Here is a 14826-nt window from a genome sequence, read left to right as displayed (position 1 = left end):
CAGGCGTTCGGCTCCTCACGGTATGCCCCCGCGTGCGGATCAGCCGTGCCGGGTCCCCCCGCGGCGCGCGATGTGTCCTGGTACGGAGGTGCCCGGCGGCAGCAGCGGGTCGGGCACGGGGGTGCCCCAGGCCGAGGTCAGCGGCAGGGTTCCGGCCCACAGGCCCAGCTCGGCGTCGGGTCCGTCGCCGTCGTCGGGCGGGCCGGTGCGGATCTTGACCGAGGCCTCTTCGAGGGACAGGGCGAGCAGGGTGGTGGCGGCGAGTTCCTTGCGGTTCGGCAGACGGGCGTACGACCACTGGCCGGGCGCCGCGTGCTCGGTGAGCCGGCGCAGGCCCTCCAGCTTCTCCTCGGGGTCGGTGACCTTGCGGGCCTCGCCGTGGATCATCGCGCTGCGGTAGTTGACGCCGTGCTCGAAGACCGAGCGGGCCAGGACGAGGCCGTCGAAGTGCGTGACGGTGACGCAGACCGGGGTGCCGCCCGCCAGGCTGCGGCTGGCCACGGAACCGTGCAGATAGAGCTGCCGTTCGTCACGCCCGTAGACGGTCGGCACGACCAGCGGACGCCCCGCGACCACCACACCCAGGTGACAGACGAACCCGGCGTCGAGGATCGCGTCCAGGTCCGTACGGTCCAGGCTGCCCTGCTCGCGCAGGCGGCGGTGGCGGGTGAGGTCGGTCTCGGGGAGCGGTTCGAGCGTCACACGAATGGACGCTACCGATATCGCAGCTACTGCGCGACAGATTTACGGAAAGCCTCGCCCAATGCGCCGACTTCGACGAAATCCGCAGCTCACGCTTGTCTCTCCAGGGCCTCTGGATCAACCGGATGGGCCGGCTCTCCGCCCGCCACCAGACGTGCGGCCTCCTCGGCGACCGTCATGCCGAGGCGGGACAGCTCGTTGCCCTGGGAGCCCGCGAGGTGGGGGGTCACGAAGGCGCCCGGGAGGTCGTAGAGGGGAGAGTCGGCGGGGAGGGGCTCGGGGTCGGTGACGTCGAGGACGGCGTTCAGACGGCCGGTGCGCACCTCGTCGACCAGGGCCTCGTGGTCGACCAGGCCGCCGCGCGCGGTGTTGATCAGGGTCGCCCCGTCGGGCATGAGGGCGAGTTCCCGGTGACCGATCAGGTGGTGGGTCCGAGGGGTTTCGGGCGCGTGGATCGTGACGATGTCCGACGTACGCAGAAGGTCGTCCAACGGCAGTAGTCGTACGCCGAGTTCGGCTGCTCGCGGCTCGGCGACATATGGGTCGGCGAGGCTCACGCGCAGGTCGAAGGGTGACAGCAACTCGATGACGCGGCGGCCGATGCGGGAGGCGCCGATCACGCCGACACGGCGGCCATGGTTGCCGATGCCGGGGACGACGCCCCAGCCGGGGTGGGCCCGTGTCGTGCGCAGGCGTTCCCGAGCGCCGAGGAGGTCCTTCCCGGCGAGCAGGATCATCGCGAGCGTGTACTCCGCGACCGGCAGCGCGTTGGCCGCGGCGGCCGAGGAGACCGCGATGCCGCGCCGCCAGACCTCGGGCGTGGTGAAGCCCTTGACCGAGCCGGCCGAGTGCAGGATCGCGCGCAGTTTCGGAGCCGCGTCGAGGACGGCCGCGTCCAGGCGGGGGCAGCCCCAGCCGGTGACCAGGATCTCGGTGCGCGCGAGCACCTCACGGACGCGCGGTTCGGTGAAGTCCTCGGCGATCAGGTCCGGATCGATGTCCACCGCCTCGCGCAGTCGCGCGAGGACGCTCGGAGGGAAGACGAGCGGCAGGTTCTCGGCGGTCATGGCGAACAGAGCCTGGGGACGCTCGGGCAAGGGGGTGGCCCTCCGGCTTCGGCGAGGAAGTTGTAGAAAACGCTCTCCACGGTAGGTCGCGGCAGATGAGAGGGTCAATGCACACGCACTCGCCGGAGGGACGACAGGGAATGACGGAGACGGTCACCAACTGGGCAGGCAACATCACCTATGCGGCGAAGGAGTTGCACCGCCCCCACTCGCTCGACGCGCTCAGGACCCTCGTGGCCGACAGCTCGAAGGTCCGCGTCCTGGGCAGCGGCCACTCCTTCAACGAGATCGCCGAGCCGGGCCCCGAGGGCACCCTGCTCTCGATCGCCGGACTGCCGCCGGTGATCGACGTGGACACCACGGCCCGCACGGTACGGGTCTCGGGCGGCGTCCGGTACGCGGAACTCGCCCGCGTGGTGCACACGCACGGGCTCGCGCTGCCCAACATGGCGTCCCTGCCGCACATCTCCGTGGCCGGTTCGGTGGCGACCGGCACGCACGGCTCGGGGGTGGCCAACGGATCGCTGGCGGCACCGGTGCGCGAGGTGGAACTGGTCACGGCCGACGGGGACACGGTGCGGATCGGGCGGGGCGACGCGCGGTTCGACGGGGCCGTCACCTCCCTGGGCGCGCTCGGCGTCGTGGTCGCCCTCACCCTCGACCTGGAGCCGGCCTTCGAGGTCGAGCAGCACGTGTTCACCGAACTCCCCCTCGCGGGGCTGGACCTGGAGGCGTACGAGACGATCGCGGCGGCGGCGTACAGCGTGAGCCTGTTCACCGACTGGCGGGAGCCCGGGTTCCGGCAGGTGTGGCTCAAGCGGCGCACCGACCAGCCGCTCCCGGACTTCCCGTGGGCCGCGCCCGCGACCGAGAAGCTGCACCCCGTGCCAGGAATGCCGGCCGTGAACTGCACGGAACAGTTCGGGGTGCCGGGGCCGTGGCACGAGCGGCTGCCGCACTTCCGGGCTGAGTTCACGCCGAGCAGCGGGGCCGAGCTGCAGTCGGAGTATCTGCTGCCCCGAGAGCACGCCGTCGACGTCCTGCACGCCCTCGACGGGATCCGGGCGACAGTGGCCCCCGTGCTGCAGACCTGCGAGATACGCACGGTCGCCGCCGACCAGCAGTGGCTGAGCCCGGCGTACGGGCGGGACACCGTGGCGGTGCACTTCACCTGGGTCGAGGACACGCAGGCCGTGCTGCCGGTGGTGCGGCGGGTGGAGGAGGCGCTGGACCCGTTCGACGCCCGCCCGCACTGGGGCAAGGTCTTCACCACGCCCGCGCCGGTCCTGCGCGGCCGGTACCCCCGACTCGCAGACTTCCGGGTGCTTGCGCGGGCCCTGGACCCGGACGGAAAATTCGCCAACCCCTTCGTGCGGACTGTACTGGGCGACTGATATCCGGAGGGCTTTATAAACCCCCTTTCCTAACCCCTTGTCGAAAGTCCCCCGCAGGCCATAGCCTTGCGCCGCGCCGGTGCCGACGTGCCCGGTGCCCTTGGCCTGAAAGCACCGGGGGGCGACCGACCAGTGAAGCGCACATCACGTGACATCCGCACCGCGAACCGCTACGAGGTGCTGCGCCAGATCATCGCCGCGTCTCCCACCTCCCGGCAGGAGCTGGCGGCCGCCACCGGTCTGAGCCTCGCCACGGTCGCCACGCTCGTCGGCGAACTCCTCGATCTGCGGATGATCACCGAGGTCGGGTTCGAGGACTCGGCGGGCGGCCGCCCCCGGGGGCTCGTGGCGGTCAACGCGTCGGGGGGCGCGTTGATCGGCGTCGACATCGCGGAGACGTACGTCCATGTCGAGCTGTTCGACCTGGCGCTGAACGTGCTGGCCCGCGCCGAGGAGGACGTCCGCCCCGGCGAGAGCCTCCCCGCGCAGATGGTCGGCCATGTCGCGGCCGCCGTCGGCTCGGTGGTCGCGCAGGCCGGCATCGAGGGCGCGCGGGTGCTGGGCGTGGGCGTGAGCGTGCCGGGGCAGGTCGACCGCGCCACCGGCATCGCCGAGTACGCGCCCAACTGGGACTGGCACGACGTGCCGCTGCTCGACCTGCTCACCGAGCACATCGCCTACCCCCTCTACCTGGACAACCCGCTGCGCGCCGTCGCCGTCGCCGAGCTGTGGTTCGGGGCCGCCCGCGGGCGCGGGGACGCCGTCGTGGTCACCCTCGGGACCGGCGTGGGCGCCGGGCTCGTCCTGGGCGGCGGGCTGCACCGCGGGATCAGCAACAGCGCCGGCGAGTGGGGTCACAACACGATCGTCCTCGACGGCCGGCTGTGCCACTGCGGGAACCACGGCTGCGTGGAGACGTATGTCGGAGCGCCCGGAATCATGCTGAATCTGCGGGAGTTGAGCCCCCGCAGCCCGCTGCTGCACCCGGAGGACCAGACGGCCACCATCGCCGCGCTGGCCCAGGGGATGCGGGAGCAGGACCCGGTGGCGGTCAAGGTGGTCCGGGACACCGCCCGTTACCTCGGCGCCGGCATCGCCGACCTGGTCAACCTGTTCAACCCCGAGGTGGTCGTGCTCAGCAGCTGGGTCGCGGCCGCCCTCGGCGAGCCCCTGGTCGCGGAGGTGCGCGAGGCCGTCGCCCGGCACGCGCTGCCGCGGCCGATGGCCGCCACCGAGATCGTCCTCTCCCCGATCCCCACCGACCCGGCGTGCCTGGGTGCGGCGACGTTCGCGCTGGAAGGCGCGCTGCAGTCCGTCGGGCAGAGGAATGCGAAACGCACCACCCCCACAAGGAGCCGTACCGCACCACCTTCATGACGACCGAAGGGATGCACGTGTCTCACCCCCACCCCCGCAGATCCGCCTTGCTGACGGCCGCAGCCGCATTCGCCGTCGCGGGTCCCCTGATATCCGCCCCGCCCTCCTCGGCCGCCACCCCCACGGCGGCCGAGGTCTCCCCGCACGCCGCCCAGACCATCGACGACATCGGTGCGTCGGGCGCCTGGTGGGTCAACGACCTGCAGCACTTCAAGCCCGAGGTGCAGGCCCGGATCGCAGGCCTGCTCTTCTCCCAGCAGGGCCTGGGCCTCTCCTCGTACCGCTACAACATCGGCGGTGGCGGCGTCGCGGTCACCACGCCGGCCCGCGCCGCCGAGGACTTCCTCAACCCCGACGGCTCGTACAACTGGAGCAATGACAAGGGCGGCCGTACGTTCCTCAAGTACGCCGCGAAGTACGGCGTCAAGGACCTCATCGGCTTCGTCAACAGCGCGCCCGCGCAGTGGACGACCAACGGCCAGAGCTGCGGCGGCCAGTTGAAGGCGGGCAGCGAGTCGGACTTCGCCAAGTACGTGGCGGACGTGACCGACCACTTCGCCGAGCAGGGCGTGAAGCTCGACTACATCAGCCCGTTCAACGAGCCGGACAACGACTTCGGGGACTGCGGCCAGGAAGGCATGAAGGTCACGCCCGACCAACGCGACGACATCGTGCGGGCGTTGGGTGCCGAGCAGCGGGCCCGGAAGCAGCAGACGTCGGTCATCGCCGACGAGTCCAGCAAGACGACCCAGTTCGTCGACGAGCTGCCGCAGTGGATCTCACAGCCGGGCACCGCGCAGTACGTGTCCGCGCTCGCGCACCACACGTACAACAACCCCGACGACGGCCGGCTGGGCAATGTCTACGAGACGTCGAGGACGGTCGGCAAGAAGTCCTGGGCCACGGAGATCTGCTGCTTCGGCAAGGGCAGCACGGGCTGGAACCAGGAGTACGACCCGACCATCGACAACGCCCTGCTGATGTCACGGATCATCTACAAGGACTTCGCGAGCTCGCACGACTCGGCGTTCCAGTGGTGGGTGGCCCTGGCCAGCGGCTACGGCACCTCTCCCACCGAGAGGAACGACACGGGCTGGAACGACGGCCTGATCTACTACGACCCCGACTACGCGACGAACGGCAACCAGAAGCTGTACTTCACCAAGCGGTACTACGCGCTCGGCCAGTACAGCAGGTTCGTCCGGCCGGGCTCGGTCGCGCACAACGTGACCGGGGCGCCGGACGGTGTCGAGGTGTCGTCGTACGACCGGGACGGCAAGTGGGTGGTCGTGGTCAACAACCACAACTCCACCGACACGCCGCTGAGTTTGCACTTCAACAGCAAGACGCCGGTGGCGGCCGCGCAGGCCGTCCGGACCTCGGCCACCGAGGACTGGGCGAACGTCGCCAGGCCGACGGTGAGCGGCGGCACGGCGTCCACGACCCTCGCGGCCCGCTCCGTCACGACGTACGTCTTCGACCAGAAGGGCCGCGGCAGCTCGGCGGTCACGGGTGCGCTGCAGGGCAAGCAGTCCGGCAAGTGCCTGACCGCGGGCACCTCCGGGGCCGCCATCAGCACATGCACGGGCGGGAGCGAGCAGTCGTGGTCGTACGACGGCAAGGGCGCCCTGAAGGGCGTGAACGGCTATCTCACGGCCGGGAGTTCGGGCCTGACGACGACCGCCGACTACACCGGTGACGCAGGCCAGCGCTGGCTGCTGAACGCCAACGGCCAGATCCTCAGTGAGGCGTCCGGCAAGTGCCTGGACGTCAGCGGGCAGGCGACCACCGACGGCAGCAAAGCGATCCTGTACAGCTGCAACGGCGGCACCAACGAAGTCTGGAACAAGGCCTAGTCCCCTGCACCGAGGGCCGCCGGCCACACCCTGACCCGGCGGCCCTCACCCCCCGCACCACCCCACGTTCGGGATTCCGAACCGGATTTAACGCTTCGAACAGACTTCGTCCAACCCCTTGCCGAAGCCTTAGCCGAAGGTTAACGTCCCGCACCGCAACGCAATTTGAGCCACCTGGCGCTGAAGCCGTGGAGCCGCAGCCTCAGCCGCAGCCGGAATCGAGACAAGGACGTCAGCATGTCGGCAATGAGCAACAGCAACTTCTCCCGCCGGTCGATCTTCCGGGCCGCCGCGGGCATGGCCGCCGCCGGCACGCTGGCCGCGTGCGGCAGCAACAACGGGCGAGGCGGAAGCGGTGGGGGGTCGGGCACTCAGCTCACCCAGTACTTCCACGCCTACGGTGAGGCCGGCACGGAACAGGCCCTCAAGCGGTACGCGGCGGCCTACAAGAAGGCCAACGTCAACACCAACTGGATCACGGGCAACAACTTCGAGTCCGCGCTCTTTGCGGCGCTGCTCACCTCGAAGGCGCCCGACGTCTTCGAGTTCCACCCGCAGCTGCAGCTCGTCAAGAGCGGCCAGGTGGCGGACCTGAGCGACATCATCGACCCGGTCAAGAACGACTTCAACCAGAACGACATCAAGTCCCACACGGTCGACGGGAAGATCTACGGGATACGGATGATCGACGACCCGCAGTTCTTCTACTACCGCAAGTCGATGCTGGAGAAGGCGAAGGTCGACGTCCCGACCACGCTCGACGAGCTGATCGAGGCCGCCGCCAAGCTCACCACCAGCAAGGTCAAGGGTGTCTTCCTCGGCAACGACTTCACCCCGATCCAGAACGTGATCATCTGGTCGGCCGGCGCCGACACCATCAACGAGAAGAACGAGATCGCCTACCACACGGACGGCGTCGCCGAGGGCCTCAAGAAGCTTCGCACGCTGTTCACCAGCGGCAACGTGCTCCTCGACGCCCCGACCGACTTCTGGGACCCGTCCTCGCTCAACCAGGGCCTGTGCGCCATCCAGTGGGGTGGCATGTGGTCCATGCCGGCCATGCAGAAGGCGCTCGGCGACGACCTCGGCATCTTCCCGTTCCCGAAGATCGGCAGCGCAGGCAAGCAGTCCGTCTACAACGGCGGCTGGTCGATCTTCGTCAACGCCAAGGGCAAGAACGTCGACGCGGCCAAGGAATACGTCAAGTGGCTGTGGCTCGACCAGAAGCAGTACCAGGAGGACTGGGCCACCTCGTACGGCTTCCACATCCCGCCACGCACCTCGATCGCCAACACGGCCACCAAGCTCAAGTCGGGTCTGCCGGCCGAGGGCGTGAAGCTCTTCACCGACTACGGCCACTTCGACAACATCGCCTACGACCAGACCATGCAAACCGCGTTCGCCGAGGTGATCGCGTCCTCCGTCCGGAAGAACGGCGACCCGGAGAAGGCGCTCGACACCTGCGACAAGAAGGTCAACGTCGAGCTCAAGAAGCTGTTCGGATAGGCCGCCGGGAAGACCACGACATGTCGACCACCACCACACGCGGGGTCGCCCAGCCCGCCCCGGCCAAGGCCTCCCCGGCCCGGCCGCGGCGGGGCCTGCGGGGCAACGCCACCCTGAACTTCTGGCTCTTCACCGGGCCCTTCCTGATCGGCCTGGCGATCTTCGTCTTCGTGCCGATCGTCTGGAGCGTCTGGCTCAGCTTCTTCGACGCCCGCTACACGGTCACGCCGAGCCATTTCATCGGTTTCGACAACTACAAGCAGATCCTGACCAACAGCGAATTCCCCGGCTCGCTGGTGACGTTCACCGTGTTCGCCGCGTTCATCGTGCCGACCACCTGGGCACTGTCACTGGGCCTTGCGCTGCTGGTCAACCGGCTGCGGTTCATGCGGGCGTTCTTCCGCTCGGTGTTCTTCCTGCCGACCGCCGTCTCGTACGTGGCCGCCGCCCTGATCTGGAAGATGTCCATCTTCAGCGGCGTCCGGTTCGGACTCGCGAACACGGTCATCGGCTGGTTCGGCGCCGACACGATCGCATGGATGTCCAACCCCACTCCGCCCTGGTACTGGCTGGTCATCGTGACCCTGCGCCTGTGGATCCAGTCGGGCTTCTACATGATCCTGTTCCTGGCGGCGCTCCAGAACATCCCGGCCGAGCTGTACGAGGCCGCCGCCATCGACGGGGCGAAGAAGGGCTGGCAGACCTTCCGGTACATCACACTGCCGCAGCTTCGGGCCACCTCGACCGCGGTCATCCTGCTGCTGCTCATCGCCGCGTACCAGGCGTTCGACGAGTTCTTCAACATCATCGGGCAGAAGGCGACGTGGGCGCAGACACCGCTCATGGTGCTCTACAAATCGGCCCTCGGCACCAGCCAGGACTACGGCGCCGGCAGCGCGGGCGCGGTCATCCTGTCGCTGCTCATCTGCCTCGTCACCCTGATCCAGGGCAAGTTCATGGGCTTCGGAAGGGGGGATGAGTCCAAGTGACCACCACCGCACCTCAGGTCGGCAAGCAGCGCAAGAAGGGCCGGGGCGTCTTCGGCAACACGGGGCTGTACATCGCCGTCGGCGTCGCCGCTCTGCTCTTCCTGATCCCCTTCTACCTGATCGTCCGCAACTCCCTCTCCACCGACCTGGAGATCACGGGCGAGAACTGGAAGGTGCTGCCCTCCTTCCAGTGGGGCAACATCTCCGAACTGTTCGACGACCCCACGGTCGACTTCAGCCGCTCCATGATCAACTCGCTGGTCGTCGCCGTCCTGACCACGTTCGGCACCCTGCTGGTCTGCTCCCTGGCCGGCTACGGCCTGGCCCGCATCCCGTACAAGCACGCCAACAAGGTCTTCTACGCCGTCCTGGCGACCCTGATGGTCCCGACAGCTGTCACCTTCGTGCCGAGCTTCGTGCTGGTCTCGTCACTCGGCTGGGTGGACACCTACCGAGGTCTGATCATCCCGGGCCTGTTCAGTGGTTTCACCTGCTTCCTTTTCCGGCAGTACTTCCTGGGATTCCCCAAGGAGCTGGAGGAGGCAGCGCGCGTGGACGGGCTCGGCTACTGGGGCGCGTACTGGCGGATCGTCGTACCCAACTCGCTGAACTTCTTCGCGGCGATCGCCACGATCACGTTCATCAGCGCCTGGAACTCGTTCCTGTGGCCGCTGGTCATCGGCCAGGACCCGAGCTCCTGGACCGTCCAGATCGCGCTCTCGTCCTTCATGACCAACCAGACCGTCAACTTCCATCTGATCTTCATGGCCACCGCCATCTCCATCCTGCCCCTGATCTTCGTCTTCCTCTTCCTCCAGCGCTGGCTGGTCCAGGGAATCGCACAGACCGGCATCAAGGGCTGACGCCCTCCACTCACGACCGGGAGACCGATGTCTTTCCGCACCACCACGGCCACCGACTATGTAGAGGACGTCTCACCGGGCAGCGGGGCCCTCCCGCCCCGCGCCCGGTACGCGTCCTCCGACGCCAAGTCTCTTTCTCTGAACGGGAGTTGGCGCCTGCGCGTCTCACCGACCGCCGACGCCGAGGACGACTCCTTCGCGGAGGAGGGGTACGACGCCGGAGGCTGGGCCGAGGTCACGGTTCCCGGCCACTGGGTCCTCCAGGGCGACGGCGCCTTCGGCCTGCCCATCTACACCAACCACCTCTACCCCTTCCCGGTCGACCCGCCGCACGTACCGACGGAGAACCCGACCGGCGACCACCTGCGCGTCTTCGACCTGCCCGAGGACTGGCCGGCCGACGGCGGGGCCGTGATCCGCTTCGACGGTGTCGAGTCCTGCGCCCGCGTCTGGCTGAACGGCACGGACATCGGCGAGTTCAAGGGCTCCCGGCTGCCGCACGAGTTCGCGGTCGGGCACCTGCTGAAGCCGAGCGGCAACGTGCTCGCCGTACGCGTGCACCAGTGGTCCGCGGGCTCGTACCTGGAGGACCAGGACCAGTGGTGGCTGCCCGGCATCTTCCGTGACGTGACGCTGCTGCACCGCCCGGCGGGCAGCGCCCTCGACTTCTTCGTGCACGCCTCCTACGACCACCTCACGGGCGAGGGCACCCTGCGCGTCGACTCCGACGTCGACGGGCGGGTGACCGTGCCCGCACTGGACATCGATGTGGCGACCGGTGAGCCGGTGACGGTCCCGGTCGAGGCGTGGACGGCCGAGACGCCGAAGCTGTACGACGGCGAGCTGGTCACCGAGGGCGAGCGCGTCCCGCTGCGCATCGGCTTCCGGACGGTCGAGCTGGCCGACGGCCTCATCAAGGTCAACGGCAAGGCGGTCCTCTTCAAGGGCGTCAACCGCCACGAGTGGCACCCCGAGAAGGGCCGTGCGCTCGACCTGGAGACCATGCGCGAGGACGTGCTGCTGATGAAGCGGCACAACCTCAACGCCGTCCGCACCTCCCACTACCCGCCGCACCCGGCCTTCCTGGACCTGTGCGACGAGTACGGCCTGTGGGTCATCGACGAGTGCGACCTGGAGACCCACGGCTTCACGGAGCAGGCCTGGCGGGACAACCCGGTCGACGACGGCCGCTGGACGCCGGCCCTCCTGGACCGCGCGGCCCGCATGGTCGAGCGGGACAAGAACCACCCGTCGGTCGTCATCTGGTCGCTCGGCAACGAGGCCGGCACCGGACGCGGCCTCACCGCCATGGCCGAGTGGATCCACGGCCGGGACGCCTCCCGCCTCGTGCACTACGAGGGCGACTGGAACTCCCGTGACACGGACATGTACTCGCGGATGTACGCCAATCACGCCGAGGTCGAGCAGATCGGCAAGGAGCTGGACGGCGGCACGCACAAGCGGCGCCAACTCCCCTTCATCCTCTGCGAGTACGGCCACGCCATGGGCAACGGCCCGGGCGGCATCGCCGACTACCAGGAGCTGTTCGAGAAGTACGAGCGGCTCCAGGGCGGCTTCATCTGGGAGTGGATCGACCACGGCGTCAGGCACCCGGAGCTGGGCTACGCCTACGGCGGCGACTTCGGCGAGGAGCTGCACGACGGCAACTTCGTCTGCGACGGCCTGATCTTCCCCGACCGGCAGCCCTCCCCGGGCCTGCTGGAGTTCAAGAAGGTCATCGAGCCCGTCTCCATCGAGGGCGCCGACACCGCCGTACGGATCACGAACAAGCAGGACTTCGCCGACCTGTCCGCGTTCGCCTTCGAGTGGTCCTACCAAGTGGACGGCGAGACGGTCGAGTCGGGCTCCTTGTCGCTGCCCGCGCTCGCCCCGGGCGAGTCCGCGGACGTCAAGCTGCCCGAGCCGGCCGCCGACCATGGTGGCGGCGAGACGCAGTGGACGGTACGGGCGCTGCTGGCCGCCGACACCGACTGGGGGCCCAAGGGCCACGAGGTGGCCTGGGGGCAGGTCCCGGTCACCGCACGGACGTTGCCGTCCGTGGCCGCGACCGACGGTCCGGTCGCCGGCGACGGTGTGATCACACTCGGACCCGCTTCCTTCGACGCCCGCACCGGTGCGCTGAAGACGATCGGCGGCGTCGAGGTGAGCGGCCTGCGCCTGGACGTGTGGCGGGCGACCACCGACAACGACGAGGGCGCCGAGTGGCAGACCGACACCCGCTGGGCCACCCTGTGGCGCAAGTACGGCCTGCACCGCATGCGGCACCGGCTCGACGGCGTGGAGATCGGCGACGACGCGCTGACCGTGCGGACCCGGGTCGCCCCGGCCGCCTGGGAGTTCGGCCTCGCCGCGGTGTACCGCTGGACCTCGGACGGCAGCCGCCTCAGGCTGACCGTGTCCGTGGGCCCGGAGGGTGAGTGGCCGGTGCCGCTGCCGCGCCTCGGCGTGCGCTTCGGGCTCACCCGGGCCGACACCGTGAAGTGGTACGGCGGCGGACCCGGCGAGGGCTACCCGGACACCAAGGCGGCCTCCAGGGTGGGTCGTTGGGAGTCCACCGTGGACGGACTGCAGACCCCGTACCTCCGCCCGCAGGAGAACGGCGCCCGCGCCGACGTCCGCTGGGCCGAGCTCGGCGGGCTGCGCATCGACGGCGACCCGGAGTTCTTCCTCACCGCCCGCCGCTGGACCACCGAGCAGTTGGACGCGGCCACCCACCGCACCGACCTCACACCGGGCGAGACGGTGTGGGTGAACCTCGACCACGGCCTGCACGGCATCGGCACCGGGTCCTGCGGCCCGGGCGTGCTGCCGCAGTACCAGCTGCATGCCGAGCCGGCCGAGTTCTCCTTCGTCTTCTCGGAGATCAGTTGACGGACACGGACATACGGTCCACCGCGGCCGGCCGGCTCTTCAGTCGGCCGGCCGCGGTCGCGTCCTGCCTCGGTTTCGTCCTCATCGGCATCCTCCAGGCGCTGTACGGCCCCGCGGTGCCGGGCCTGCGCGCGGAGTTCGGCCTGTCCCCGTCCGGTGCCGGGCTCGGTCTGAGCCTGCACTTCGCGGGCGGCGTCGCGGGCGTTCTGGCCTTCAATGCGATCCACTCCCGGATCAGCAACAGGGCGCTGCTGGCGGCGAGTTACGGGCTGATGGCGCTGGGCGGCGCGGGCTTCGCACTGGCCCCCGACTGGCCCCTGGCCCTCGCCGCCGCCTTCCTCGGCGGCCTCGGCTTCGGCGGTATCGACTACGGCCTCAACCAGCTGTTCGCGGTCGGCTTCGGCGACCGCTCCACGGCCATGCTGAACGTGCTCAACGCGCACTTCGGCATCGGTGCGGTGCTCGGCCCGGCGGTGGTGGCATGGCTGGGTCCGGACGCCTACGCGTACGCCTTCGGGGCGTGTGCGGTGCTGGCGGCCGTACTGGTCCCGCTGGGCTCAAGTGGCGTGCGGACACACCCTGTTGAGCCGCCCGAGAAGCAGCAGCAACCCGGATCGCCGGGCGGCCGCCTCCCCGGCATTCTCGTGGGCTTCCTCGCCCTCTACATCCTGAACGTCGGCGTGGAGGCGGGCGTCGGCGGCTGGGAGCCCACGCATCTGGAGACCGTCGGCTACAGCGCGACCGTGGCCGCCTCGGCGACCTCCGTGTACTGGCTGATGATGACGGCGGGCCGTTTCCTCGTCGTGCCGGTCACCCTGAAGTACTCCCCCGAGCGGATCCTGACGATCTGCGCGGCCGGCATGACCGTGTGTCTGCTGCTGGCACGTGTAAAAGGAGTGGCGCCGGTGGCCTACGCCGGTGTTGGGTTGTTCATCGCGCCGGTCTTCCCGACCGGACTGCCCTGGCTGAACAGGGCGCTTCCCCAGGCGAGGCGCGCAGGTGCCTGGGTCATCGCCGCGTCGATGACCGGTGGAGTGGCGGCTCCCCCGCTGCTGGGAGCGGGCATCGAGGCCTGGGGCATCCACGCCGTCCCCTGGCTGCTCACCGCACTCTCCGCCGCATCGCTCGCGGCGACCGTCTGGCTGATCCAACTCACCCGGAGGTCCATCGAGTGATCGGCAGTATCGAGGTCCGCTCCCTCTCCCGTTCCTTCCACACCACCGTGCGCCGTCCGGGTTTCGCCGGCACGCTCAGATCTCTCGTCAACCCGGAGCGGGCCGTCAAGCACGCCGTCTCCGACATCAGCTTCGACGTGGCACCGGGCGAACTCCTCGCCCTGCTGGGCCCGAACGGCGCCGGCAAGTCCACCACCATCAAGATGCTCACCGGCATCCTCACCCCCACCTCCGGCGAGGCCCGGGTCGCGGGCGTGGTGCCGTACCAGGAGCGGGAGCGCAACGCCCGCAACATCGGCGCCGTGTTCGGGCAGCGCACCCAGCTGTGGTGGGACCTGCCGGTGAAGGAGTCCTTCGCGATCCTGCGGGACATCTACGACGTGTCGAAGGACGAACATGCCGCCCGGCTGCGGGAGTTCGACGGCATCCTCGAACTGTCCGCCTTCTGGGACACCCGCGTACGCCACCTCTCCCTCGGCCAGCGCGTGCGCTGCGACCTGGCCGCCGCGCTGCTGCACGACCCGCCGGTCGTCTTCCTCGACGAGCCGACCATCGGCATGGACGTGGTGGTCAAGGAGCAGGTCCGCGAGTTCCTGCGCCACCAGGTCGAGGAGCGCGGCCGTACGGTACTGCTGACGACGCACGACATGACGGAGGTCGAGCGGCTCGCCGAGCGGGTCGTGCTGATCAATCACGGGCGGCTCGTCCTCGACGGCTCTCTCGACGAGATCCGCCGCAAGTTCGGCTCGACCTGGCAGGTGCGGGCGACGCTCGCCGACGGGCACACCGACGTCGTACCGCCCCCGGGCATCGCACTGCTGCGGCAGGACGGCCCGCAGGTGGTGTTCGGCCCGGACGGGCCCGAGGCCCCCACGGTCCACCAGGCGCTCAAGGCGGTCATCGAGCGGTACGAGGTGACGGGCATCGCCATCGACGAGGCGGACCTGGAGGACGTGATGCGGGTCGCGTACGCGCATGCGGCGCCCGCGGCAGAAGGGGTCTGAC

At 69.4% G+C, this 14826-nt stretch carries 11 protein-coding genes; 9 read left to right on the top strand and 2 right to left on the bottom strand.

Annotated features, from left to right (window positions below):
* Positions 1 to 39: 39 nt before the first annotated feature.
* Both IH68_RS0128125 and IH68_RS0128120 read right to left on the bottom strand, forming a co-directional pair.
* On the bottom strand, positions 40 to 702 hold the full coding sequence (locus IH68_RS0128125) for a pyridoxamine 5'-phosphate oxidase family protein (RefSeq protein WP_030940354.1): 663 nt from the start codon (positions 700 to 702) through the stop codon (positions 40 to 42).
* Between the two features lie 89 nt (positions 703 to 791).
* Positions 792 to 1799, bottom strand: a complete 1008-nt coding sequence (locus IH68_RS0128120) for a hydroxyacid dehydrogenase (protein WP_030940353.1) — start codon at positions 1797 to 1799, stop codon at positions 792 to 794.
* 110 nt (positions 1800 to 1909) lie between these two features.
* On the opposite strand from IH68_RS0128120, the gene IH68_RS0128115 reads away from it, so the two are divergent.
* The 9 genes from IH68_RS0128115 (at position 1910) to IH68_RS0128075 (ending at position 14825) form a co-directional block, all read left to right on the top strand.
* Positions 1910 to 3163: a D-arabinono-1,4-lactone oxidase gene (locus IH68_RS0128115; protein WP_030940351.1), complete on the top strand. Its 1254-nt coding sequence runs from the start codon at positions 1910 to 1912 to the stop codon at positions 3161 to 3163.
* A 132-nt stretch (positions 3164 to 3295) separates the two neighbouring features.
* A complete protein-coding gene (locus tag IH68_RS0128110) occupies positions 3296 to 4540 on the top strand; it encodes an ROK family transcriptional regulator (protein ID WP_030940350.1) in 1245 nt (414 codons plus the stop codon).
* 11 nt (positions 4541 to 4551) lie between these two features.
* Positions 4552 to 6396: a glycoside hydrolase gene (locus IH68_RS0128105; protein WP_030940348.1), complete on the top strand. Its 1845-nt coding sequence runs from the start codon at positions 4552 to 4554 to the stop codon at positions 6394 to 6396.
* Positions 6397 to 6633: 237 nt separating this feature from the next.
* Entirely contained in the window at positions 6634 to 7902 is a 1269-nt protein-coding gene (locus IH68_RS0128100) for an ABC transporter substrate-binding protein (protein WP_030940345.1), read from the top strand.
* A 20-nt stretch (positions 7903 to 7922) separates the two neighbouring features.
* Entirely contained in the window at positions 7923 to 8891 is a 969-nt protein-coding gene (locus tag IH68_RS0128095) for a carbohydrate ABC transporter permease (RefSeq protein WP_030940344.1), read from the top strand.
* Positions 8888 to 9754 carry a carbohydrate ABC transporter permease gene (locus IH68_RS0128090; RefSeq protein WP_030940341.1) on the top strand — a complete coding sequence of 289 codons (867 nt, stop codon included), beginning with the start codon at positions 8888 to 8890 and terminating at the stop codon, positions 9752 to 9754. Before IH68_RS0128095 ends, IH68_RS0128090 begins: the two co-directional genes overlap by 4 nt.
* A gap of 27 nt (positions 9755 to 9781) precedes the next feature.
* Positions 9782 to 12646: a glycoside hydrolase family 2 TIM barrel-domain containing protein gene (locus IH68_RS0128085; protein ID WP_030940338.1), complete on the top strand. Its 2865-nt coding sequence runs from the start codon at positions 9782 to 9784 to the stop codon at positions 12644 to 12646.
* Positions 12643 to 13821, top strand: coding sequence for an MFS transporter (locus IH68_RS0128080; RefSeq protein ID WP_078912631.1), 1179 nt, complete (start codon positions 12643 to 12645; stop codon positions 13819 to 13821). Before IH68_RS0128085 ends, IH68_RS0128080 begins: the two co-directional genes overlap by 4 nt.
* Complete coding sequence (locus IH68_RS0128075; RefSeq protein ID WP_030940335.1) at positions 13818 to 14825, top strand: ABC transporter ATP-binding protein; 1008 nt, start codon at positions 13818 to 13820, stop codon at positions 14823 to 14825. Before IH68_RS0128080 ends, IH68_RS0128075 begins: the two co-directional genes overlap by 4 nt.
* The last annotated feature ends 1 nt before the right edge of the window (position 14826 follow it).

This window comes from Streptomyces sp. NRRL S-646 (assembly GCF_000720765.1).
GTDB lineage: Bacteria > Actinomycetota > Actinomycetes > Streptomycetales > Streptomycetaceae > Streptomyces.
Note: the sequence above shows the minus strand (reverse complement) of the source record. Positions and strands in the feature narration are given on the sequence as shown.